Annotated in this window: 20 protein-coding genes; 10 read left to right on the top strand and 10 right to left on the bottom strand. The window is 49.9% G+C overall.

Annotated elements, in window-relative coordinates; all coding sequences use genetic code 11:
• Positions 1–1,481: 1,481 nt before the first annotated feature.
• Genes ACN0YH_RS17445 through ACN0YH_RS17455 form a run of 3 tightly spaced genes read right to left on the bottom strand, consistent with a single transcriptional unit; the run spans position 1,482 to position 3,714 of the window.
• On the bottom strand, positions 1,482–2,486 hold the full coding sequence (locus ACN0YH_RS17445; RefSeq protein WP_417380862.1) for a D-2-hydroxyacid dehydrogenase: 1,005 nt from the start codon (positions 2,484–2,486) through the stop codon (positions 1,482–1,484).
• 14 nt (positions 2,487–2,500) lie between these two features.
• The gene (locus tag ACN0YH_RS17450; RefSeq protein ID WP_417380863.1) at positions 2,501–3,307 is read right to left on the bottom strand and encodes a biotin--[acetyl-CoA-carboxylase] ligase; all 807 of its coding nucleotides are present in this window, start codon (positions 3,305–3,307) and stop codon (positions 2,501–2,503) included.
• Between the two features lie 35 nt (positions 3,308–3,342).
• Entirely contained in the window at positions 3,343–3,714 is a 372-nt protein-coding gene (locus ACN0YH_RS17455) for an STAS domain-containing protein (RefSeq protein WP_417380864.1), read from the bottom strand.
• A gap of 616 nt (positions 3,715–4,330) precedes the next feature.
• Between ACN0YH_RS17455 and ACN0YH_RS17460 the strand changes: the two genes are divergently transcribed.
• Positions 4,331–4,921: a DUF2062 domain-containing protein gene (locus ACN0YH_RS17460; RefSeq protein ID WP_417380865.1), complete on the top strand. Its 591-nt coding sequence runs from the start codon at positions 4,331–4,333 to the stop codon at positions 4,919–4,921.
• A 78-nt stretch (positions 4,922–4,999) separates the two neighbouring features.
• Positions 5,000–5,962 carry a carbohydrate kinase family protein gene (locus ACN0YH_RS17465; RefSeq protein WP_417380866.1) on the top strand — a complete coding sequence of 321 codons (963 nt, stop codon included), beginning with the start codon at positions 5,000–5,002 and terminating at the stop codon, positions 5,960–5,962.
• Between the two features lie 27 nt (positions 5,963–5,989).
• Here the strand turns inward: ACN0YH_RS17465 and ACN0YH_RS17470 are convergent, their stop codons facing one another.
• From ACN0YH_RS17470 to ACN0YH_RS17490, 5 genes are all read right to left on the bottom strand, one after another.
• Entirely contained in the window at positions 5,990–6,673 is a 684-nt protein-coding gene (locus ACN0YH_RS17470; protein ID WP_417380867.1) for an SGNH/GDSL hydrolase family protein, read from the bottom strand.
• Positions 6,674–6,706: 33 nt separating this feature from the next.
• Positions 6,707–7,597 carry a dihydropteroate synthase gene (gene folP / locus ACN0YH_RS17475; RefSeq protein ID WP_417380868.1) on the bottom strand — a complete coding sequence of 297 codons (891 nt, stop codon included), beginning with the start codon at positions 7,595–7,597 and terminating at the stop codon, positions 6,707–6,709.
• A 678-nt stretch (positions 7,598–8,275) separates the two neighbouring features.
• Complete coding sequence (locus ACN0YH_RS17480) at positions 8,276–8,578, bottom strand: hypothetical protein (RefSeq protein ID WP_417380869.1); 303 nt, start codon at positions 8,576–8,578, stop codon at positions 8,276–8,278.
• Between the two features lie 222 nt (positions 8,579–8,800).
• Positions 8,801–9,163, bottom strand: a complete 363-nt coding sequence (locus tag ACN0YH_RS17485; RefSeq protein ID WP_417380870.1) for a hypothetical protein — start codon at positions 9,161–9,163, stop codon at positions 8,801–8,803.
• Positions 9,164–9,395: 232 nt separating this feature from the next.
• Positions 9,396–10,802, bottom strand: coding sequence for an HD domain-containing protein (locus ACN0YH_RS17490; RefSeq protein ID WP_417380871.1), 1,407 nt, complete (start codon positions 10,800–10,802; stop codon positions 9,396–9,398).
• A gap of 86 nt (positions 10,803–10,888) precedes the next feature.
• Between ACN0YH_RS17490 and ACN0YH_RS17495 the strand changes: the two genes are divergently transcribed.
• Both ACN0YH_RS17495 and ACN0YH_RS17500 read left to right on the top strand, forming a co-directional pair.
• Positions 10,889–12,712 carry a TrkH family potassium uptake protein gene (locus ACN0YH_RS17495; RefSeq protein WP_417380872.1) on the top strand — a complete coding sequence of 608 codons (1,824 nt, stop codon included), beginning with the start codon at positions 10,889–10,891 and terminating at the stop codon, positions 12,710–12,712.
• A gap of 76 nt (positions 12,713–12,788) precedes the next feature.
• Complete coding sequence (locus ACN0YH_RS17500) at positions 12,789–13,478, top strand: potassium channel family protein (RefSeq protein WP_417380873.1); 690 nt, start codon at positions 12,789–12,791, stop codon at positions 13,476–13,478.
• Between the two features lie 23 nt (positions 13,479–13,501).
• Here the strand turns inward: ACN0YH_RS17500 and glpK are convergent, their stop codons facing one another.
• A complete protein-coding gene (gene glpK / locus ACN0YH_RS17505; protein WP_417380874.1) occupies positions 13,502–14,989 on the bottom strand; it encodes a glycerol kinase GlpK in 1,488 nt (495 codons plus the stop codon).
• Positions 14,990–15,264: 275 nt separating this feature from the next.
• Positions 15,265–16,638: an ammonium transporter gene (locus ACN0YH_RS17510; RefSeq protein WP_417380875.1), complete on the bottom strand. Its 1,374-nt coding sequence runs from the start codon at positions 16,636–16,638 to the stop codon at positions 15,265–15,267.
• A gap of 722 nt (positions 16,639–17,360) precedes the next feature.
• Between ACN0YH_RS17510 and groL (ACN0YH_RS17515) the strand changes: the two genes are divergently transcribed.
• The 6 genes from groL (ACN0YH_RS17515) (at position 17,361) to ACN0YH_RS17540 (ending at position 23,592) form a co-directional block, all read left to right on the top strand.
• Positions 17,361–19,082, top strand: a complete 1,722-nt coding sequence (groL, locus tag ACN0YH_RS17515) for a chaperonin GroEL (RefSeq protein ID WP_417380876.1) — start codon at positions 17,361–17,363, stop codon at positions 19,080–19,082.
• Between the two features lie 152 nt (positions 19,083–19,234).
• Positions 19,235–19,525 (top strand): co-chaperone GroES, encoded by a 291-nt coding sequence (locus ACN0YH_RS17520; RefSeq protein ID WP_002647162.1) that lies wholly within the window; start codon positions 19,235–19,237, stop codon positions 19,523–19,525.
• Positions 19,526–19,685: 160 nt separating this feature from the next.
• A complete protein-coding gene (groL, locus tag ACN0YH_RS17525; protein WP_417380877.1) occupies positions 19,686–21,305 on the top strand; it encodes a chaperonin GroEL in 1,620 nt (539 codons plus the stop codon).
• Positions 21,306–21,486: 181 nt separating this feature from the next.
• Positions 21,487–22,617 carry a molecular chaperone DnaJ gene (gene dnaJ / locus ACN0YH_RS17530; protein ID WP_417380878.1) on the top strand — a complete coding sequence of 377 codons (1,131 nt, stop codon included), beginning with the start codon at positions 21,487–21,489 and terminating at the stop codon, positions 22,615–22,617.
• 92 nt (positions 22,618–22,709) lie between these two features.
• Positions 22,710–23,258: a nucleotide exchange factor GrpE gene (gene grpE, locus ACN0YH_RS17535; RefSeq protein ID WP_417380880.1), complete on the top strand. Its 549-nt coding sequence runs from the start codon at positions 22,710–22,712 to the stop codon at positions 23,256–23,258.
• Positions 23,259–23,295: 37 nt separating this feature from the next.
• Positions 23,296–23,592 (top strand): FmdB family zinc ribbon protein, encoded by a 297-nt coding sequence (locus ACN0YH_RS17540; RefSeq protein WP_417380882.1) that lies wholly within the window; start codon positions 23,296–23,298, stop codon positions 23,590–23,592.
• Positions 23,593–23,644: the final 52 nt, after the last annotated feature.

A 23,644-nucleotide genomic window follows, 5' to 3' on the forward strand; every position in this document is an offset into this window, starting at 1 on the left:
TTCACTGCGTGGTTACTCCTGGCAAATTGGCAGTCTATTTTCAAGAATAGAATCCTGCGCAAATCCCATGCCAAACGTCAGGGGTGACCAACTTACTTTAAAGTAAGTGCCATTAGGCTAAGGCCCTGCGGCTAATTGGGTTTATCTCGCGAATGAGACGGACTGGTATTGATTGAATGCGACAGCTGTGACCTCCTGCTCGCTGTGCTCGGCCCGGATTGCATCCGGGCTCACCCCTTCTTTTTTGCTTACCCCGTGTCTGCTTTCGTGTTTTTCGTGGTAGAAATTTCACGATTGCATGTGTCACTGGTTTCCGATGTTGAGTGATACTGGTTCGACAATCGCCAGGCGGGCGGACATGTGGGTGTCGACTCTACACCAGGGGGCAGGTTGGTCACCTGAATCCTGATTGTAAGATTGCCCTGACAGTTTCCTGTTGTCTGCGACAACCCCGGATTGCATCCGGGGCCAGCCGCTTTTCACCATTAGCCATACAGTAATTGCTGCGGATTCTGCAGATCGGGAGACAACCGGGGCTAAGGCCCTACGGCTAATTGGGTTTCTTGGAAGCTTACCCATTCTCTGTGTTTAGTGGTTCGCGATTTTTATCTGCGAGGACTGGAAGCAGTGTTTTATAATTCGTTGTCAAGAATGTAAATGAGTATTGATCGTCTATAGATTGTTCATTTCACTGTTGACAAGCCAACTGTGCCACACGGCTGTTGTTCAGCAAGAGGGGGAGGCCTGATCACAGTCACTGTCGGACGAGCCGACAGTGGCACCCGGCGATCTTGAAAACTTAGACTGTGTCCCGTTTTACTGTAGCGTCTCCAGGGCTGTTTGGCCCGAGTATATTAGATTGCGAAACGCTATACTTAAATGTGATGCGCTCTAGTATGGGAAGTTCGGTTCTGGTACGAACGCGGCAGCTGCGACCTTCTGCTCGCTGCACTCGGCCCGGATGTGCATCCGGGCTTACCCATTTCTTTTGTGTGACCTTACGGAAAGGAGAACGAAGTGGAGTGATGGATTGTTTTCATAAATTACCCACGGATGATTTTTGTGAGAGAACCGAAATCGGGATCAGTCTGTGTTCGTTGTTCATAGGAATATTCTCTGCACGAGCGCGGGGGAGTCAAGGGGGGCTGAACAGAATCGAGTGGCGATGTTTGTTGATAGGGGACCGATGCTGGTGTGAGCAGTGGCGGTCCTGGGGGGAAAGGCTGCGAAGTGCGGCGACCCGCAGGCATACATCGGGAACACGTGTCATTCTGCGAACTGATTATCTGGAAAAAACGGGCTGTTTTATAGTGAAGAGTCAGAACAAGTGGCCCGTGTTTCAGTGCACTGTAAACTGGGCACGCGCGCGACACACGACTACGCATAATCGCCCGTGGCGCGGCGGCGTCAAGGGGAAGTTGAACAGTGAAATGCATGTGTGGTGCGCGGAAAAGCAGTCGATGTTTTTAACAACTGATTTTTCAGAACCAGAGACTTTTGTCGGCGAGGGTGAGGAAGGGTTGGCCGTTCATGAAGCAGCGGATGTTTTCCAGCAGGGTTTCCAGGTGACGTTCGGGAACGCGAGTCGAGGCGGCCGCGATGTGGGGAGTGATGATTACGTTATCCATCTGCCAGAGCGGGTGATTGGAGGGCAGGGGTTCGATTTCGAAGACGTCGAGGGCGGCGCCGGCGATGTCTTTCTGCTCCAAAACGGCAGTCAGGTCCTGCAAATCGACGATGGCACCGCGGCCGATGTTGATCAGATACGCGGAGGATTTCATCTGGCGGAACTGTTTGGCGCGAAACAGTTTTTCGGTCTGAGGGGTGTGGGGAGCGGCGATGACGACGAAATCGCTGATGGCCAGCAGGTCGGGCAGGCGGTCGATGTCCCAGACTTCATCGACGACTCCGGGTACCTCGCGGGTGAGTGGATCGACGGCGTAGACGGTCATCCCAAAGGCGGCAGCGCGGTGACAGACTTCCGCGCCGATGGAGCCGACACCCACGACGCCGAGCGAACAGTCGGCGAGATGCAGATGGCTGCGATCGACTTCGCTGACCTGTCCGGGTCCGGTAACGAAATTTGGCTTGCCAGCGGTTCCGCCGATGGGTTGCCACTCTGCTTGATACTGCTGGCGGATATAGCGGTGCAGATTGCGAGCGAAGCAGAGGACGAAGCCGAGGACGTGGTCGGCGATGACATCGTAAAACAGTCCGCGCATATTGGTGAGCTGGCAGGGATGTTCGACCAGTTCGGGGAAGACATAATGTTCGAGGCTGGCGGTGGGGGACTGGACCCACTTGAGATTTTCGGCAGCGGCCAACAGTTCGGGAGTCAGCTTACCGAAGAAGGCGTCGGCATCTATGATTTCAGTTAACGCCTGCGAGAGATCACAAGCGTTACAGACGGTGAGCTGGTTCGAGACTTGTTGAATTCGCGCGAGGCGCACGTCGTCAATGGCGGGATAGATGAGTAGCTTTTTCATAAGGATTATTTTAATCAGAAATGTTCAATGGTGCCACTGATGATGCGTTCGATGCCGGTTGCGGTCTGGAGAATGAGGAAGCCCTGGTCGTCGATTTCGAGACAGGTTCCCTGTTTGACTTCGAGTCCGGTATTGATGCGAATGGTACGGCCGGTGAGCAGGCAGTAGCGTCGCCAGTCGGCCATGAAGGCATTGGTTTCGCCGGCAACATCGTAGAGGCGGTTTTCGATGCCATTGACCAGGTCAATGAGGGTCGTGGCGAGTGAGTATTTCTGGCCGGTAGTTTCATAGAGAGAAGTGCCCCGCGACTGGAGTTCTGCTTCGGCGGAGAGGAAGGAGTTATTGAGATTCAGTCCGACGCCGATAACAACGAGCCCGGGTTGGGTGGCTGCGATTTCGACGAGAATGCCAGCGACTTTTTTCTGCTGCAGATAGACATCGTTGGGCCACTTGAGCTGGAGCGAGTAGTCGGGCAGATGTTTTTCGAGGGTTTCACAAACGGCCAGTCCGGTGGCGAGCGCGATGAGTGGCTGCTGTTCGAGCTGGATCTGCAAATTTCGGGTATCGACGACGAGGGAGAAAGTAAGTCCCCCTTCAGGCGCCCACCAGGAATTGCTGCCTCGACCGCGGCCAGCGGTCTGATTTCCGGTCAGGACCAGGCTGGGGTGACTGGTTTCGCGACTGACTGCTGAACCAGTAGAGATGCAATGTGTACTGAGAGCCCAGGAGTTGGTGGAGGCCAGGCTTTCGAAGTAGTCGAGATGTTCGACAAAGGTTTCGGTCTGGATCGCTTTCAGGTCGTCGGCTGTGAACGGCAGCATTCCAGGCTCATTGTTATCAGGAAAAAACTGGAGGACTATGAATTCGTACTGATGGCAGTCACGGCTTCTTCCCGGGTCTCGAACAGAGGCCAGAGGCTGCCGACTTTGATACATTTGAGGATATTCTGCATGTTTTCACAGGCATTACAGAAGACGGCCTGGCCGCCGGTCTGCCTGGCTCGCTGCAGGAGTCGGATGATGGAGCCGATAATGATGGAATCGAGATAATCGACTTTGGAGAGGTCAATAATCACATTCTTGATTTCCGGCGCATCAAAGAGTCTTAAGACCTTATTGGATTCGGTCTGCACGTTACTGTACAAAAACTGCAGGGTGGACCCCTGAGGAATAACGACCAGATTGGGTGCAGTCACTTCGACCTCGAAAATTTCCAGGTTCTCTACCATTATCAATCCCGTTTGCGTACTAATCAGTATGAGCTGAAAACGTCAAAAAAAGAACAGGAAGTGAAGAGCGCGCCCCATTCTTAAAACAGAGCATAACCAACCTGTATTGAAATTTCAGGCTCGGGCTCAAAAAAACATACTGTTTCCCACAAAGTGTACAAACTATACTTTTAACGGATGTTAAGGCGTGTGTTCAAAAACAGGAGTTTACCGTGGTGGGAGATTGGACGGATGATAACAGTTGCTTAACAGGAAATTGCTTAACTAGAATAGAGGCCGACTGGTAAATAATTGACTGTGCCTGATTTTTATCGTAGCGTCTCCAAAGGCATTTGGGCCGGGTATCAAAGTTTGAAAGCCGCTATGGTAAAATATGATATGCTCTCGCAGATCGGTTCCCGAGCTAATGCTGCTAAATCTTATAATCGGACTGACTGTAACAGTTACCCCGGGTAATACGACTGCACCAGACGAACATTGCATAAAGTAGCGGAATTTTGCCCGGTTCCAGCCGATAAAATAATCCTATAACACTGAATAAGTAAAACGTGGCCCCTATTCCAGACTGGATTCAGTCTGGATCAGACTCACAGAAAAAGCCTGTTGAAATAGCGATATGTCATCACCGAAACCAGCCTGGAAATACAGCCCGCGCGTGCTGCTGCGTTCGATATTAATGCTGGACGACAGTGCCCACTCCATTGCCTTGGGGACGGCCATCGGAATGTTTATCGCGTTGACCCCTACGGTTGGCATTCAAATGCTGATGGTGGTCTGCGTTGCTTTTGTGACCCGTCCCTTCTTTAAATTTAATCAGGTTGCTTCCCTGATCACCGTCTATATTTCGAATCCACTGACGATCGTGCCAATCTACTGGTTCGACTATAAAATCGGGACCTATTATGTAGGCGGTTCGATGACCCAGAAAGATTTCGCGCGGATCCTGGAATTTGAAGGATTCAGTGGCTGGTGGGAAACGGTGAAGCAGCTGCTGCTGGAAGTCGGCTCTCCGCTGATCATCGGGTCTTTGATAGTGGCCACTTTTTTCGCGCTGATGACCTACCCGATCATGCTCAGGCTGTTGCTGCATTTCAGAAAGCAGAAACCAACCGACAGCCCGAACGATCCGGAAACCCAGACCGTACTTCCCTCTCAGGCAGCGGACCCGGGGCAGAACATAAAATCTGTGCATCTACATTCCAGTTAGGTGTTGATCTCTACCTGCACTCTCGCATAATAACCAGTTCGTGAAAAAACTGACTGTATCGAGAAAAAAGGTGATCGAATGTCGTCTCCCAGGTATGACTGTTTGTGTGCGGGCATCATTGTTGCAGACCATGTGTGCAAAGCCATTGATCATCTGCCCCGACCAGGAGAGCTGGTGCTGACTGATCAGATGGAACTGACGATTGGCGGCTGTGCCTCGAATGTGGCTTCTGATCTGGCGCGTCTCGACAGGCAGGTAGCGATCGCGGGAATCGTGGGACAGGACGTTTTCGGGCAATATGTGGAAGAAAGCCTGATTCAATCAGGGGTGCACTGCGATTACCTGATGAAGTCAGACCAGTTGCCGACGAGCGGTTCTTTTGTGATTAATGTGCAGGGAGAAGACCGGCGTTTCATTCATTCGGTCGCAGCAAATGCACTGTTTACCGGAGAAACGGTCACACGGGAGCAGATTGAGTCGAGCCGCATATTGTATCTGGGGGGGTACTGCCTGTCAGAAGAGCTGTCGCCCGAGAATGTGGCTGAAATGTTTTGGATGGCAAAAGAGGCAGGAGTGACGACGGTACTGGATGTGGTGACCCCCAAACAGGCAGACTACTGGAAAATGCTGGAGCCGGTATTGCCGCTGAGTGATTATTTTCTACCTAATAATGACGAAGGAGAGTTAATCACGGGTGAATCGGACCCACTTGAACAGGCACGTGCGTTCCGCAAAGCAGGAGCAAAGCATGTGATCATCACCTGTGGCGGTGAGGGGAGTATCCTGATGGACTCTGAGCGGACGATTCAGTCTGAGATTTACCCGGTCAATCTGGTCGACGGGACGGGGAGTGGCGATGCGTTTGTTGCGGGATTTATTCACGGTTTGCTCGAAGGAGCGAGCCCGGAAGACTGCCTGAGGTTTGGATCTGCCCTGGGTCACAGTTGCGTACGGGCGACCGGTGCGACAGCGGGAATTTTCAAACGGGGAGAACTGGACGCGTTTGTTGAGGCGCATGACCTGCAAGTCAGAACGATCTGACCTGCAGGCTGTTGTAAAGCCGGTCTGTTATTTCTGATCCATATAAGGTGTCACCGCTTTTTTCCAGATCAGATAGCCAGCATGTTCCATGTGCAGGCCATCCGATTTGAACAGTTCCGGTCTGGGTTTCCCATCTTCGCCCAGCATGGGTTCCCAGACATCGGCGAATTCGAGCAGTTCATTTTTGGCGCACTGTGCAGCAATCAGCTTATTGGCCTGCTGAATCGTATCGGCCAGTTTCCAGCGGCTGATGCTGGGCTTGATGGCGATGAAGACAATGCGGGTTTCTGGCAGACTTTTATGAACTTTCGCGACAAATTTTTTAAAATCTGCGGAGACTTCTTCCGCGGTTTTCTTACGTGCAAGATCATTATCGCCGGCGTATAAGAAGATCACCTTCGGTTGATGCTTGATAACAATCCGATCAGCGAAATGGGTGGAATCCACGATTTCTGAACCGCCAAAACCACGGTTGAGCACACTCTGACCGGGGAAATACTTATCCAGATCCCACATACGGATACTGGAACTGCCTACAAACAGGATGCCCCCTTGCTTGACTCCCTGTTCCTGATCCTGTTTTTCAAACTGGGAGATCGACTTTTCCCAGCGTTCAAAATTGTGTTCTGGTTTTTCCGCTGCATGGCTACTGATGGTAAGAAGAGTGAATAGCGCGAGTACCAGTGGCCGTGAGAACAGATTCAGATTCATATCGATTCCTTAAACTTGAATTCTCTAATTTAACTATGGTGTGCTTCGGGAAATGACTGCCTGCCAGGCAGCGATGGCATCCCGGTTGGCGGCAATATCGTGCAGTCTTAAGATTTCGACTCCCTGATTGGCAAGCGCCACAGAGACACCGATGGTACCAGCCAGTCGTTCTTCGAGCGAGCGACCGAGCAGTTTTGATAAAAAACGCTTGCGGGAATGCCCGATCAACACGGGAAACCCGAGTGCCTGAAAGGACGAGATATGCGATAGAATCTGCAGATTGTGGTCTGCTGTCTTACCAAAGCCGACCCCGGGGTCAAGGACTATCTGCGCTGGCTTGACACCGGCAGCCAGGAGGACTTGAATCCGCTGCTGAAACCAGTGTATCAAGTCGGCAACAACGTCATCATATTCAGGATTTTCCTGCATGGTTTGCGGTGTGCCCTGAATGTGCATACAAATCACGCCCGCTTTTGACTCTGCAGCCAGAGGGACCATAGCGGGGTCAAAGGTCAGTCCGGAAATATCATTGATAATGGTAGCGCCTGCCAGCAGTGCCTGCCGTGCGACTTCAGCTTTGGTCGTATCAATAGAAATGGGAGTGCTCGTTCGTGTAGAGAGTGCTTCAATCACGGGGACGACCCGTCGCAGCTCTTCCGCTAAGGAAACCGGATCGGCACCAGGCCGCGTGGATTCTCCACCAATATCCAGTATGTCCGCACCGTCTTCAACCAGTTGCAATCCTTTGCTGATAGCCGATTCGATTCCAGTGGCTTCTCCCCCATCAGAGAAACTGTCTGGAGTCACATTCAAAATTCCCATTAACAGTGGCAGCTGTCCAAAGACCAGTGTTTCAGAAACACACCGCCAGATTCGCTGCGATTCGGATTGACTGAGCGGGGAATCTGCAGAAGGTATATTCACAGTGGGATCTACTCAATTACAGGATGAGGTCTGAGTGAACCAGCTGACGGATTCACACTGGTAGAGTTGTCCACAAAATACTTAGTCATTGAACTATGGCAGTGAACTAAGGCAGTTTTGCGGAAAGTATTTCCCAGGTAAATAGAGTGCCGGATCATTATTCATTTTTACTACCTCGAAATGAGGGTTGCAAGGAAATTAGCGGAAAGAGGAGCTTACAAGACCTGTACACCCTGCTATTCGAAGAACAATGGTCAAAATTTATCAAAGGGCAAATTTATAACCTATGTTTCAATCGGAGTCGTCAGGTCTGGGCGATCGATGTCTAACCAACACGGTTTGAAAATCAAGTAAAAACAGGCAGCAATTGAGACTTCAGGAAATAAAGGATTTTTAGAGAAACTTTATTTTTAGTGTTGCCTTTACTTTGACATCGCATTTCGTTCTGGTATTGTAATCAGCGTATTTGCCGTAACCGGCAAATCTTACCAAACCAGAAAAACAGACCTGTTTTCCCCAAGTGCGTAGACTTGGGGACATCGCGGGGGGGTGAAGTAGTGACTCATCTTTCGGCGAAGTGGAACCACTTTTTATTTATTGAATCTGAGGAGTACACCATGATTCGAAAAACTGTCACACTTTCTATGATCGCTGTCCTGACAATGATCGCTGCTTCTTTCAGCGTTTCAGACGCTGAAGCCTTCGGTTTCCGTAACCGTTGCTGCAAACCAGAACGCGTAAAATGCTGCAAGCCAGTTCGCGTTCGTTGCTGCAAGCCCAAAAAAGAACGTTGCTGCAAACCAGAACGAGTACGTTGCTGCAAACCAGCTCGCGTGAAATGCTGTGCACCAGCTCCTGTTTGCTGCCCCGCACCAGCACCAAAGTGCTGTGCACCAGCTCCAAGCTGTGCTCCAGCTCCTTGCTCAAGCTGTGCTCCTGCAACACCAGCTCCCAAGGTAGAAGAAGCACCAGCTCCTCCAAAGAAAGCTCCCGCACCAGCTCCTAAGAAAGCCTAATGCGGAATGAGTTCCTTTCGGAGCTACGATGAATACAGACGGCCCCATTGCTTTAGGCAATCGGGGCCGTTTCTCATTTCCAGCATGAACCCAGGCTGATGACCATCGTTTCCAGACCATTTGGAGCAGTCGTCATCGAGCCAGTGGGGATATGGTAAAAGTGAGTACACTGTAGCGTACTCATCAATCAGGCAGACTTTGCGTAGTCCTGCTCGACCTCACATGCCTGATCAGCGTCTTGTCCCGCAGCCAGTTTTCGGAGTTTTTTCTCCAGTCTGGGTAGCATTTTATTGCCCGCGGTGGTGACTTTATAAAAGACACCAGCGTCTCGTCCTGCTATCTGAAATTTGAGCAGATCAAAGGCGATTAACTTGCCATGAATCCGAGGCAGATGTTCGACGACAACCCCCTCGACTTCATTCTGGCGAACAACCCAGCCATCGGCTTCAGGATCCTGTTCTTTGACCTGAACCTGCATTTGACTGTAGTGCCTTAAAACGAGACACCACTCGGGATTTTCCAGCATCTGTTCCTGTTCGAAATCTATCATGTTGTTGTTATCGACAGGGCCGGGAAACCAATGTTATGGAATTCGCTCTGCCGACACGACCGACATAACAGGAACATTGTTTTAACCCCATGGGCAGAAATTCGATGAAAACCACTCAAGATTTCGGGAAGGCTTTTTGCCAGAATCATTAACTGATATGCAGGAGCGATTTACATGAGTTCACACACTGGCATAAGTAGATTTCAATGAGTTCAATCTGATAAGCCGTAAACTACATGTTCGTTTTTGAATCAGAGACTTCACCCAGCGCCGCATTGAGTGCATTGGTCATCTCAAGATCGTGTAGATGGTCACGGGTATAAATTCGGAAGATCAGAAAACTGACAGGGAGTGCCCGAAACAACTCATCATCGTGCAGTTCCTGTGTCTTTTCTGTTCCCTGATCCAACAGGAAATTCTGGCCTCCCGCGGGCAGTCGACCACTGGGGCGGTGATAATGCCTGGCGACATCGATGCGCAGGGGAATCTGTTTTAATTTGGCGGGCAGTTTCGCTCGAACGCGTTTTTCCACGAGTTCCGGTTCCGAAAAAATCGAAGTGTGGACAGCGGTGCCTGAATGAAAATTGAGCGAACGTTCGCAGGCCATTTTCCATTCAACATTCCGCGAAAGGATTCCCTGCCAGCGTTCTGCCAGATCTTGAACCGCCGGGTCAGAACTCTTTTTAAAACGCCCCACGTCAACCAGAAAAGAGGATTCTGTGAACCCCAGATAATCATCCAGATGCTCCAGTGGATTCCCATGAAACAGATGCTGCATGGTTTCCGCAAAAATTTCTTCCAGCGCTAAATCGAGTGCACGGACTGTACGGTGATAATAAATCGTGCGAAACAGGTTGGCCCGGGTCTCAATAAAATTCACGAGCGCCTGTAATCCGCGTCCGTGAATCGTTAAACCTTCAGCGGTAAAAAAGCTGTAATGTATCAAGCGTGACACATCGACGGCACGAATATTGTAACCTGACATATAGGCATCACGCAGGACAAAATCCATATTGTCCACAGTATAAATCCCGCTGAACATGGCGCGGAGTTTGCAAAGCCAGTCCGGATTTCCTGCTTCACTCTGCTGATCACCTGAGGGGCGCCGGATGAGCCAACCCACCTGTTTGGGATCCAGTTCTTCCAGCGGGTTTAACCGACCGTTGGGATTCCTGCGAATCCCGCGGATCAACTCTCCCAGTTCATGCTCGATAATATGCGCCCCGATATCTTCGTGGGTCAAACCATATTGATCCAGATAATGATCATCAAAAAAATGGCCGAACGGCCCATGTCCGACATCATGTAATAGCGCGGCAAGACGCACCAGGCTTTCCACGTAAGGCAGAGAAGGAACATTGCGACAGGCACTGTTGAGTGAATCATACCAGGCATGGATGGCGACCGACGCCAGATGCATTGCCCCCAACACGTGCTGAAACCGCATATGTTCTGCAGACGGGAAAACCCACCATGCAGTCTGCAACTGATGAATGTGCCTTAAACGCTGAACCCAGGGATGATCGATGATCGCCTGTTCCGAGGTTTCTTCACCGGGAATTCCCGTTCTTGATGTAAAGGGAATATACCCATGAATCGGATCATGGGCCAAACTTTCAGAAATAAAATCGCGTACCATTATCTCACTGTTTCAATTGCTTTATATTGCGAATAGAATCTGAACAGGTTTTCATAAATTCTTTTTTTGTTGCAGCTTAAACACTTATGACGTTGTCGCATCTTCCCAGCCGGATTCAGTTCCAGACACATCATCCCCGCCGATGTCGTCTGCTGCGACGTTATGAAATCATCGCATTGATCGTGGCTTTGATTGCCACTGTTATTTTACATGGCCTGCTGAAGATTACCACTATCGTCCATTGGGAACTAGGGGTGATCATTGTTGCGGCGATGCTGTACTTTACATTGAGCCTGGGATTTCGCTACTACTGGCATCTGTCCCGCAAAGAGTTTCTTCGCAATCATGCCGTGTATGTGTTTCTTTCTGGTCTCTGGATTGCCAGTGTTGTCCTGATCGTCATATTTCAGGATATTCTACCCGACTCTGCTCCTGATCGACTGCTTCTGGTTCTGGGAGCTTCTGAATTCTGTATCATCATCCGGAGTCTGTATGAATCGGTTCTCCTGATCCGACGTGTCTCCTCGCGCGGCTGGAACCCGGCTTTAATTGTCGTCTCCTCATTTCTGGTTCTGATTTCCGTCGGCACGATTCTGCTGATGTTTCCCTCGGCCCGGGTTCAGGACCCCACTACGATGAACACGGAAGGCGCTCCTTTCCTGACAGCTCTGTTTACCTCAACCAGCGCCAGTTGTGTGACAGGCCTGATCATCGTCCCCACGGGTACATACTGGAGCAGAACAGGGCACACCATCATCATGATTCTGTTTCAGATTGGTGGACTGGGAATCCTGACTTTTGGCGCCTTCTTTGCTGCAGCGTTCGGACGATCAATGCAAATACGCGAAAGTGTCACATTTGGTGAAATGCTCGAATCTCACCAGCGTGGTGACATGAGAAGGCTGCTGCTGGCGATTCTGGGTATTACTATATTTACCGAACTGGCAGGGGCTGTCTGCCTTTCTGGGCTCTGGCCGGAACTCGCATGGGAAGATCGAATCTTTCATAGCCTGTTCCACTCAATCAGCGCCTACTGCAATGCAGGCTTCAGCCTGATGGATGACAATCTGCTCGGCATGGGGCACCATTGGCAGGTCTGGGCAGTGATGCCGGCATTAATCATCATTGGGGGGCTGGGATTTGCTGTGAACTACAATTTGATGTTGTATGGAATTACTCACTTTTCCAATCTCACGGTGCGCAAACCACTGTTTCACCACCCGACTCAGAAAGTCAGGCTGACGATTTCATCGCGCCTGGTTTTTTTTACGACACTCTTTCTACTGGTGGGGGGGACGATTGGAATTTACTTATTAGAATCGATCCATGGAAACCAGGACCTGCCTTATTGGGAACGAATGAACCAGGCATGGTTTCAGTCGGTAACAATGAGGACTGCAGGTTTTAATACGGTTGACCTGGGGGAATTCCAGCCTCAGTCGAAACTGTTTTCTATCCTGCTGATGTTTATTGGTGCTTCCCCCGGTTCGACCGGAGGTGGCGTGAAAACAACGGTTTTCGCTTTGGCCATCCTGTCTGTCTGGGCTTTATTGAAAGGCAGAGACCGGGTCGAAATCATGGGAAGAACGATTCCGCCAACCCTGATTCACAGATCATTAACGATTATTTCACTGGGAATCATGATGCTGATGACTTCCACGTTGCTGGTCGTATTATTTGAAAATCGAGAGGACATATTCCTGGATCACCTGTTTGAAACCACCAGTGCCTTTGCCACCGTTGGTGTTTCGACAGGCATTACAGCAGAATTGACGACCCCTTCACACTGGGTGATAATTTTTACCATGCTGATTGGAAGAGTCGGACCGTTGACAGCTCTGATTGCATTGTCGAATCGCGGCCCCTCCTATCGGTACCGATACCCGGAAGAAAGTGTGAACCTGGGTTAATCCCTGTTACAAAACTCTTTAAAATACAGATCCATTCAGCAGACACTAAATTCATTCCCAAGGGAGTAATGATCCAGTGATAAAAGTAGCCGTCATCGGTTTAGGACGATTCGGAACGGAGCTGGCAAGACGTCTGGGTGCCAGCGGGGTCGAAGTGATCGCCATCGACAATTCCGACAAGTTAGTCAATGAAGTCAAAGATGATGTTGCAATTGCAGTCCGCCTGAATGCGACGGACGAGCTGGCATTGAAAAGTCAGGACATAGACAAGGTGGACGCCTGTGTGATCTCTATCGGCGAAAACTTTGAAGCGGCCCTGCTGACCACAGTGATACTCAAAAAACTGGGGGTCCCTAAAATCATCTGCCGGGCACAAAGTAAGTTCCATGCGGAAATATTTACGCAGATCGGCGCGACGGATGTCATTCAACCTGAAGTCCAGGCAGGCGCTCACCTCGCACGCTTACTGGCGAATCCCCACCTGGAAGACTACATCCAGGTGGGCGATGGTTATACCATGATTGAATTGATCACCCCGAAAGAATTCATTGGAAAAAACCTGACGGAACTTTCCCTGCGTTCTACGTACTCGGTTAACGTCGTCGCGATTCGCAAACGAAACTCTCCCGAGGTAGAACAGAAAACGGGCAAGATCTACACGACCGACTGTGTACCTCATCCGGATTACCAGATTCAGGAATCAGACATCCTGTTAATCATTGGAACAGATCAGAACCTGTTGCGACTTCCCACCAGTAATACCTGACATCCTGGCCAGTGACTTCCGGATCAGACCCAGTCCTTAGATCGTTCGATGGCTTTTTTCCAGCGTTGATAAAGCTGTGTTCGCCGCTGTGTATCCATCGCAGGCTGAAATTCGGCATCCAGTGCCCAGTTTTTGGTTACTTCATTTTGATTCTGCCAGAACCCAACCGCAAGCCCTGCCAGATAGGCGGCTCCCAACGCCGTAGTTTCGTGTACGACAGGTCGCTGGGCAGGCACATTAAGCATGTCGGCCTGGAATTGCATTAACAGTTGATTCGCTGCGGCTCCCCCATCCACTTTCAGGATTTTCAGTTTAATCCCGGAATCCTGCTCCATGGCATGCAACACATCACAACTCTGATAAGCCAATGATTCCAGAACAGCTCGAGCCACATGTGCTTTGGTAGAGCCACGCGTTAAACCGATTAATGTTCCCCGCGCGTTCTGATTCCAATAAGGAGCTCCCAGCCCCACAAACGCAGGCACAAAGAACACGTCTCCCGAATCTTCCACCTGGGAGGCTAAACCTTCTACTTCTTCTGACGATTTGATGATCTGCAGACCATCCCGGAGCCACTGAATCGCAGCACCAGCAATAAACACAGACCCTTCCAGGCAGTATGTTACTTTCCCATTGATACTCCAGCCGATTGTAGTCAACAAACCGGTGGTGGAAGGAACTGGCTTGTCCCCCGTATTCATCAGCATGAAGCAGCCAGTGCCATAAGTATTTTTGGCGGATCCGGTCTCAAAACACCCCTGACCGAACGTTGCAGCCTGCTGATCTCCTGCGATTCCGGCAATTTTAATTGGTGCACCAAAAAGTTCGGGTGACGTTTCCCCATAGACTTCACTGGAACTTTTCACTTCCGGCAGCATCGCTGGTGGAATATTGAAGATCTTCAACAGTTCCTCGTCCCACTCATGTGTATGAATATTATACAAGAGTGTTCGACACGCATTGGTGGGGTCAGTGACGTGGACTCTGCCTCCCGTCAGCCGCCAGATGAGAAAGGAATCAATCGTACCGAACAATACCTCTCCTTTAGCGGCCTTCTCTCTGAGCCCATCGATCTCGTTCAACAGGTATTCAATCTTGGTACCGGAGAAATAGGCATCGAGTACCAGTCCTGTTTTCTCACGGAACAGTTTTTCGTACCCTTCCGCTTTCAGTTGATCACAGCGCTTTGCGGTCAGTCGGCTCTGCCAGACAATGGCATTAGAGACCGGTTTTCCCGTATCACGATCCCAGAGCACGATCGTTTCTCGCTGGTTGGTGATGCCGATGGCTGCAATTTCGGAGAGACTGACACCGGATTGCTCAATCACCCTTTGTGCGGTTGAGAGCTGCGAATCCCAGATGGCATCAGGATTGTGTTCTACCAGCCCGGGCGAAGGAAAGATCTGTTCGAATTCCTGTTGGGCAGTCGCTTCAATTTGCCCCTGATGATTGAACAGTATCGAGCGGCTGGACGTCGTTCCCTGATCTAAAGCCAAAACATACTTAGGCATTTCAAAACTCCTTGAGGCGAACACAAACTCTTAAGCGAGATATCTTAATGTCTACATCCTGTTTACATTAAGTCAGCAGAGCCCGGTTCACAAGGAATTCCTGAGAAATCTTATAGAGTGCTGTTTGTATTACCGCTTGATCTCGATCAGTTCGAGAGTCTACCCCCACGAGAGCGCATAAAAAAACTGATGGCGAGAGAAATCATTTCTCAAGCCATCAGTCAGTCACACTTAATGGTACCTCCTGCAAAGTACCAGTGTTTCAGCAGTCTGTCCTAGTGATATGCTTGCATTCCGTGCTCAGACAGGTCCAGACCTTTCAACTCATCTTCTTCTGACACTCTCAGTTGTCCAATCACTTTGAGAACCGTGAAGAGAATAAACATGGTGACAAAGGCGTATACCGGAATCACGACGGATCCCAGAATCTGTACCCCGATATCAAACCCACCAAAGATTCCAGTAGCAACGCCACCCCAGATACCACAGAGTCCATGGACAGGGAAAGCACCAACTGGATCGTCGATTTTCAGTTTTTCCAGTGCGAGGATGCCGAAGACAACCAGCAGACCAGCAACCACTCCGATAATCAGAGCTTCGATGTTGGTGACACTGTCACAGTTTGCAGTAATACCAACCAGACCGGCCAGTACACCGTTCAGAGCCATGGAAATATCAGGCTTACCATACATGATCCAGCCCAGAACCATGGCTGCAAAACCACCGGCTGCAGCAGCCAGAGTCGTGTTGGTGGCAATTAACATGACAGCGTTCGTGTTGTCTGTTCCGGCAAATGCCAGCTGACTACCAGGGTTAAACCCATACCAGCCAACCCAGAGGATGAAGACACCCAGTGTTGCCTGAGCAATGTTGTGCCCGGGGATAGGAACAGACTTGCCGTCTTTAAAGCGACCGATACGGGGGCCGAGGACGATAGCACCAGCCAGACCGGCAAAACCACCGACTGCATGTACTACAATTGAACCAGCAAAGTCATAGAATCCCATGGCGTCCAACCAGCCACCGCCCCACTTCCAGTATCCACTGATCGGGTAAATAATCCCGGTCAGGATAACACTATAGATGAGGTAAGAGCTGAATTTCAGACGACCGGCAACCGCACCGGAAACGATGGTGGCAGCAGTTGCAGCAAAAGCAACCTGGAACAGGAAGTCGACCTGCGGATGCAATACGCCTGGCCCGGCATCTCCTGCATCTCCGATCCCAAATCCGGCATAACCGAAGTAACCATTTCCTGCATCACCCGGATACATCAGTCCGTAGCCGACGGCGAAATAGATCAACACGCCAACACAGACATCCATTAAGTTCTTAAAGAGAATATTGATTGTGTTTTTGGATGAGTTGAATCCTGACTCAACCATTGCGAAACCGGCCTGCATGAACAGAACCAGAACGGCACACAGTAACAGCATGCTGTTATCGAGTGCGTAGTAAACTTCAGATAATGAAAGTGGGGGGGCTTCTTCAGCCGGAGCTTCCTCAGCGGGAGCCTGTGTCTCTGCCGTCGCTTCTGCTGCGGGCTTTTCTGTAGGTTCAGCTTCATCAAAAGCCAAAGTGGGTTGAGAGAACGCTAATACCACGACAAGGCTTGCCGTTAAGCCTGTGAGCGCTTGTTTCCAATTCATTTTGTCGCAAACCTTTCCCGGAGTCTAATCAGTCGTTGTTTCTTCTAATGTTTGGACAATCATTTATCCTGATTAGGGCCCCTAAATACCAATCAATAATTTGAGCACTTTCTTTGGTAGAGAGACTTAATGCAAACAGTGTGCCTCAATCATATTCCTGAAGAGGTTCTATGCACCTATCATGTTTGCTAATTAGTACTTAAAAACGATCACAATAAATTCATATTTGTTATTTTTTACATTTTGTAACTTTTTCAATGCAGGTAAAGCAGGCATGCCTCGACCATCCTGCCTGCTGTTTAAGCAGTATGCCTGCATTTTTCATTGGCGAACCGAAACCATCAGTTGACATTGGACACTATGCCTGGATCTGCATGTTGAAAATCACCCCACCCAAACCCTTGATACACAAACCATTGGGAATGGACTCCTCGCTGCCAACTTGGCAGTCACAGTGTGAAACCGAAAAGTCTCCAAGTGCACAATCCCTTACATTAACGGCTCTTACAACTCATAATTCTGTTTGGCATGACGATTGCATTTATCGATTGGTGTGGTCGGGGTCCAGTTAAATCCCTGCCAACTTTGTTGTATTACACCTAAACGTACTCACGCGTCAGGCAATGCATGTCAGGCATGCAAGTGAATGTGTCAGACGTGTGAGAGATCATCGTGGTTATGGGCAAATATTATTGGCTATCATTGCTGGTTGAGGAGAGACTGTGGCAAAACTTTTAAGCTTTGACGAAGAGGCCAGGAAGAGTTTATTGGCAGGAGTCGCTAAATTGTCGCGAGCCGTAAGCAGTACGCTTGGGCCGCGAGGGCGAAATGCTGTCTTGGACAAAGGCTGGGGAACACCAAAAGTAACTAAGGATGGTGTCACTGTAGCAGAAGACATCGAACTGGAAGACCCCTTTGAGAACATGGGGGTCCAACTGGTAAAAGAAGCAGCTTCAAAAACAAATGATGTTGCCGGCGATGGAACAACCACTGCAACGGTTCTGGCAGAAGCCATTTTCCGTGAAGGGCTGAAGTACATTGCCTCAGGCGCTGACCCAATGGCATTAAGCCGTGGAGTTCAGAAAGCCGTTGAAGCAGTCGTGGAGCAAATCGGAAAGATCTCCAAGGAAGTCAAAGGCAAAGACAAAAAAGCCATCGAAACCGTGGCGACCATCGCTGGAAACAATGATCCGGAAATCGGTAAAATTCTTGCAGACGCTCTCTTAAAAGTGGGCGCTGATGGCGTGATTACTGTCGAAGAAGGCCGTGGCGTTTCAACGGAAGTTGATCTGGTTGAGGGAATGCAGTTCGAACGCGGATTCCTTTCCCCTCACTTTGTCACCGATGAAGACAATCAGACCTGTGATCTGGAACGGGCTCACATTCTGATCTACGAAGAAAAGATCAGCTCAGCCCAGGCTCTGGTACCACTCCTGGAGCAGGTTTCAAAAGATGGCTCGCCACTCTTGATTATTGCAGAAGATATTGAAGGTGAAGCACTGGCAACGCTGGTTGTCAACAAATTACGCGGCATCATTAAAGTCTGTGCAGTGAAAGCCCCTGGCTACGGCGATCGTCGCAAAGCCATGCTGGAAGACCTGGCAGTGTTAACCGGCGGCAAAGCCATTTTCAAAGACCTGGGTATCAAACTGGAAGCAGTTGAACTGAAAGACCTGGGGCAGGCCAAGAAAATTCATGTCAGCTCTGATAATACAACCATTGTCAGCGGTGGCGGAAACAAGGCTGCCGTCAGTGGCCGTGCAGATCAGATTCGAGCTGAAATCGAAGTTACTGACAGTGAATATGATCGTGAAAAACTTCAGGAACGCCTGGCCAAACTGGCAGGGGGAGTGGCTCAGATCAATGTCGGAGCTGCCACCGAAACAGAAATGAAGGAACGCAAAGACCTGATCGACGATGCCCTTGCTGCAACGCGAGCTGCCATTGAAGAAGGTATTGTTCCCGGCGGTGGAATCGCCCTGCTGCGATCCAGCAAGTCACTCGACAGCCTCAAACTGTCTGGCGACCAGGCTCTGGGTATCGCATTGATTCAAAAAGTTCTGGAAATGCCTTTGCGGGCGATTGCTGAAAACGCAGGACAGGATGGTTCTGTTGTTGCCAATCGTGTCAAAAAAGACAAAAGCAGTTCCTACGGTTACGATGCTTTGAATGATCGTTATGGCGACATGTTTGATTTTGGTGTCGTTGACCCTGCTAAAGTGGTTCGTTCCACATTGCAGAATGCATCCAGTGTAGCCTGCCTGCTGATGACAACAGATTCGATTGTTGTCGAAGAACCCAAGGACGAAGAAGACGATCACCATCATGATGACCACCACGACATGGGTGGTATGGGCGGCATGCCCGGAATGGGTGGTGGTATGCCAGGCATGGGCGGAATGCCCGGAATGGGTGGCGGCATGCCCGGCATGGGTGGCTTCTAAGTCACAATCGCCATCCTCTCAAGTATTTACAGAGGATGGCAACAGGTCCATAACTGGATCCTGATTGTTAAAAAGAAACATATTACTTCCGGGAACTGCTCCCGGATTCACACATACAACCAGACTAATTGGAATACTTGGGAGTTAACATAATGGAACTGAATCCTCTTGATGACCGTATCGTGATTGAACCCAATGTTGCAGAAGAAACAACCGCTGGTGGGATTGTTCTGCCTGACACAGCTCAGGAAAAACCACAGAGCGGTACTGTAATCGCTGTGGGACCTGGACGTCTTCTGGAAAGTGGTGAGCGTTGCCCGGTTGCCGTTGAAGTCGGTGATGAAGTTCTCTACGGTAAATACGGCGGAACCGATATCGAAGTCAGTGGTAAGGACGTCAAGATCCTGCGGGAAAGCGACATTCTTGCCAAAATCATCAAGTAAAGAACGTACTTAATTGAATCATTCGGGCAGAGAATCGAATTGTAAAACGCAATTCTTTCTCTGCCTGCTTCGAGAATCTTAATCAATCACAAATCACGCAGGGGAGAACGGAGCAATCCGATCGAAAGTTCGTTCCTGTTAAACAGAGGAGTTTATAAGCGTGGCAAAGCAACTATTGTTTGAAGATCGCGCACGTACTAAGCTGCAAAAAGGCGTGCAAACTATCAGCGACGCTGTAGCCATCACAATGGGCCCCACGGGACGCAATGTGATCATCGACAAAAGCTTTGGGAACCCCCTGGTAACCAAAGACGGTGTTACAGTCAGTAAAGAAGTTGAGCTCGAAGACCCCTTCGAAAACATGGGAGCGAAACTGGTCAACGAAGTCGCAACCAAAACCAGCGATGTCGCCGGCGATGGAACAACGACTGCTACCGTTTTAGCCCGTTCCATCTACCAGGAAGGCCTGCGTGGCTTATCCCTGGGAGCAAATCCGATGATCGTTCGTCGGGGAATTGATAAAGCCGTTGAAGCCGCTGTCGCTGCGATCGAAGCACTCGCTAAACCTGTCACCGAAAAAGCAGAGATTGCCCAGGTCGGTGCTATCTCTGCCAACAACGATAATGTCATCGGCAACCTGATTGCTGACGCCGTTGAAAAAGTAGGTCGTGACGGCGTGATCACAGTGGAAGAAGGCAAAGGAAATGAAACGACCCTGTCTTTCGCAGACGGGATGCAGTTTGATAAAGGATACATTTCACCTTACTTTGTCACTGACACGGAAGGCATGAAATGCATTCTGGAAGACTGCTATATTCTGATTCATGAATCTAAAATCTCGGCTCTACGAGACCTGGTACCTCTGCTGGAAAAAGTTTCACAGACAGGGAAGCCATTATTGATTATTGCTGAAGACGTAGAAGGTGAACCCCTGACCGCCCTGGTCGTCAACAAACTGCGTGGCGTGCTCAATATTGCTGCAGTCAAAGCTCCTGGCTTTGGTGATCGCCGCAAAGCCATGCTGGCAGACATTGCTGTGCTGACAGGTGGTACCGTGATTTCTGAAGACCTGGGAATCAAACTGGAATCAGTGGAACTGGCTCAACTGGGTCAGGCTAAGCAGATTGAAATTACTAAAGATTCCTGTACCCTGATCGAAGGTGCCGGCGAAACAGACGCATTGCAGGCACGCGTTGCTCAGATTCGTGGTCAGCTTGAAAAAACTGACAGTGAATATGATCGTGAAAAATACCAGGAACGTCTGGCTAAGCTGACTGGTGGCGTTGCCATTATTTCTGTTGGTGCAGCCACCGAAACAGAAATGAAGCAAACCAAAGCCCGCATGGAAGATGCCCTGCATGCAACACGCGCTGCAGTGGAAGAAGGAATTCTTCCCGGTGGTGGTGTTGCCCTGCTGCGATCCATTGAAGCTGTCGAAAAAGTCAAAGGCAAAAACGACGACGAGAAAATCGGCATCCAGATTGTCGCACGTGCTTTGGAAGGACCAATCCGACAGATCGCAGAAAACTGCGGAACTGATGGTGCCGTTGTCGCCGATGAAGTCAAACAGCTGACTGGCTCCAAAGGTTACAATGCCAACAGTGGTGAATACGTCGACATGTTCAAAGCAGGAATTATTGATCCGGCCAAGGTCGTGAAAAATGCCCTGAAAAACGCCGCCTCGATTGCTGGACTCATGCTGACCACCCAGGTACTTGTCACACGCAGTGACAGCACCGAAGGTAAAAAGCTGGCCGACGTCGAAGGAAGTGTTCGATAGTTTCTGATACAGACTGAGTTCTTTCACTGGAATTCAGAAGAAACATTGTGATGATAGACGGGCCGCCGTAAAATGGTGGCCCGTTTTTTTCAGTTCTGACAAGAACGATGATAGCAGGGACCTGATCAGAGCGGACATGATCTGGTTCTAAACCTTTTAGATATACGACGAGTTGTGATTTATGGCATCGAAACGCGATTATTATGAAGTTCTCGGCGTATCGCGCGAAGTGACCACCGTTGAAATCAAAAAAGCGTACAAAAAACTGGCGCTGGCTAATCACCCGGACCGCAACCCCGGTGACGAAGAAGCAGTTTTGCGTTTTAAAGAAGCTGCAGAAGCATTTGAAATCCTCGGGGATGAAAAAAAACGTGCCCATTATGATCGATATGGACACGCTGATTTTGGTGCAGGCGGCAGTCAGTTCCATGATGTCTCCGATATCTTCAGTGCATTTGGCGATCTGTTTGAAGGCTTCGGTTTCCGAAATTCATCCCAGCGCGGCGGCAACCGTCCGCGACAGGGGGAAAGCCTGAGAACCAGCCTGCAAATCGACCTGCTGGATGCCGCAGCAGGCTGTGAACGAGAAATTCATATCAATCGCCACGAAACCTGTGATTCCTGCCATGGTACGGGTGCAAAACCAGGCACGCAACCAGATGAATGCGATTACTGTGGCGGTGCCGGTCAGGTAGTGCAATCCCAGGGATTTTTCCGGGTCCAGACAACCTGTCCGCGGTGCCGCGGAGCGGGAAAAGTGATCGTCGAAAAATGTTCGGACTGCCGTGGAGAAGGTCGCGTTGCCCAAGAAACTACGCTGGAAATTAAAGTTCCTGCAGGCATTGATAACGGTATGCAACTCTGCCTGAGAGGTGAGGGAAACCCCGGTGCCAATGGGGGACCACGGGGAGACCTGTACGTCGTCATTGGGGTTGATGAGCATCCACTTTTCCGCCGCGAGGAACAGGAACTGAGTTGCCATGTTCCCATCACATACACACAGGCTGCTTTGGGAGCCAATATCGAGATCCCGACACTGGAAGGGCGACACGATCTGAAAATTCCTTCGGGAACTCAACCAGGCGAAGTCTTTCGTCTGAAAGGCCAGGGAATGCCTAATCCACATGGGGGCCGGCGCGGCGACCTGCATGTGGTCGTGCAGATTGATGTCCCTAAGAAAATATCAGAGCGGGAAGAAGAGCTGTTGCGTGAACTGGCAGAAATTGAGCACGCGGAAGTCTCGTCCCACCGCAGCCCGAACCGTAATTCGTTTTTTGACAAATTGAAGGAATACTTCACACATTCCGATTAATCGATGTGAAAGTGTGTCAGGAAGTATTCCGTTTTTTTGTTTCATATTCAAAACAGTTTGTAATAGCGTAGCAGGTCAGAAAAATGACAGACATGGAACAACCAGAAGAGATTCAAAACCAGACCGAAGAGGTTCCGGTTGAGGAGAATAATGTGACAGAGGAATCGCCGACAGTCGAAGAGCAACTGCAGACTGCTATTTCCGAGCGAGATGAGAATCAGGATCGTTTTCTGCGTTCACAGGCCGAATTGGACAATGTCCGTAAACGCCATCAGAAAGAAATGGAACTGCTCCGCCAGTATGCGGCAGCGCCTTTCATCCAGGATCTGCTACCGGCTCTGGATAACCTGAAACGGGCCGTCGATGCCGCTGAAAGTGCCGACCAGGTCGGTGACCTCAAACAGGGCGTCGAAATGGTAGCAAAACAGCTGATTGATGTTCTCTCTAAACATAATGTGACAGCCATTGATGCCTTGGGAAAACCGTTCGATCCGAACCTGCACGAAGCACTGCAACAGATGCCTTCCGAGGAGCATCCACCAATGACAGTCATTCAGGAACTGGAACAGGGTTTCATTCTCAATGATCGGGTAGTTCGTCCTACTAAAGTTATTGTTTCGTCCGGTCCTGCAGAAGCTTAATCACTTCTCATTGCCTTTTAATTGTGAGTCTCTACCAATGCCAACTTATGATTATGAATGTTCCCAGTGTGGTCATAAATGGGAAGTATTTCAGTCTATTACTGCAAAGCCTCTGAGAAAATGCCCTGAGTGCGGAAAGCTGAAAGCCAAACGCGTGATCGGAGCAGGTGGCGGAGTCATCTTCAAAGGCTCTGGTTTTTACCAAACCGATTACCGGAGCAGCTCTTACAAAAAAGATGCCGCCGCGGATTCCAAAGCACAGTCATCCAGCTCTGATTCAAAAAGCAGTGGTGATTCAGGCTCTTCCGGGAAGAGTGGTTCTTCGGATTCCTGATTACCTTTGATATTTCCATTGGAATAATCTATAAGAGAATCAGACCCTGAAT

The sequence above is a fragment of the Gimesia sp. genome (assembly GCF_048262075.1).
Taxonomy (GTDB): Bacteria; Planctomycetota; Planctomycetia; order Planctomycetales; family Planctomycetaceae; genus Gimesia.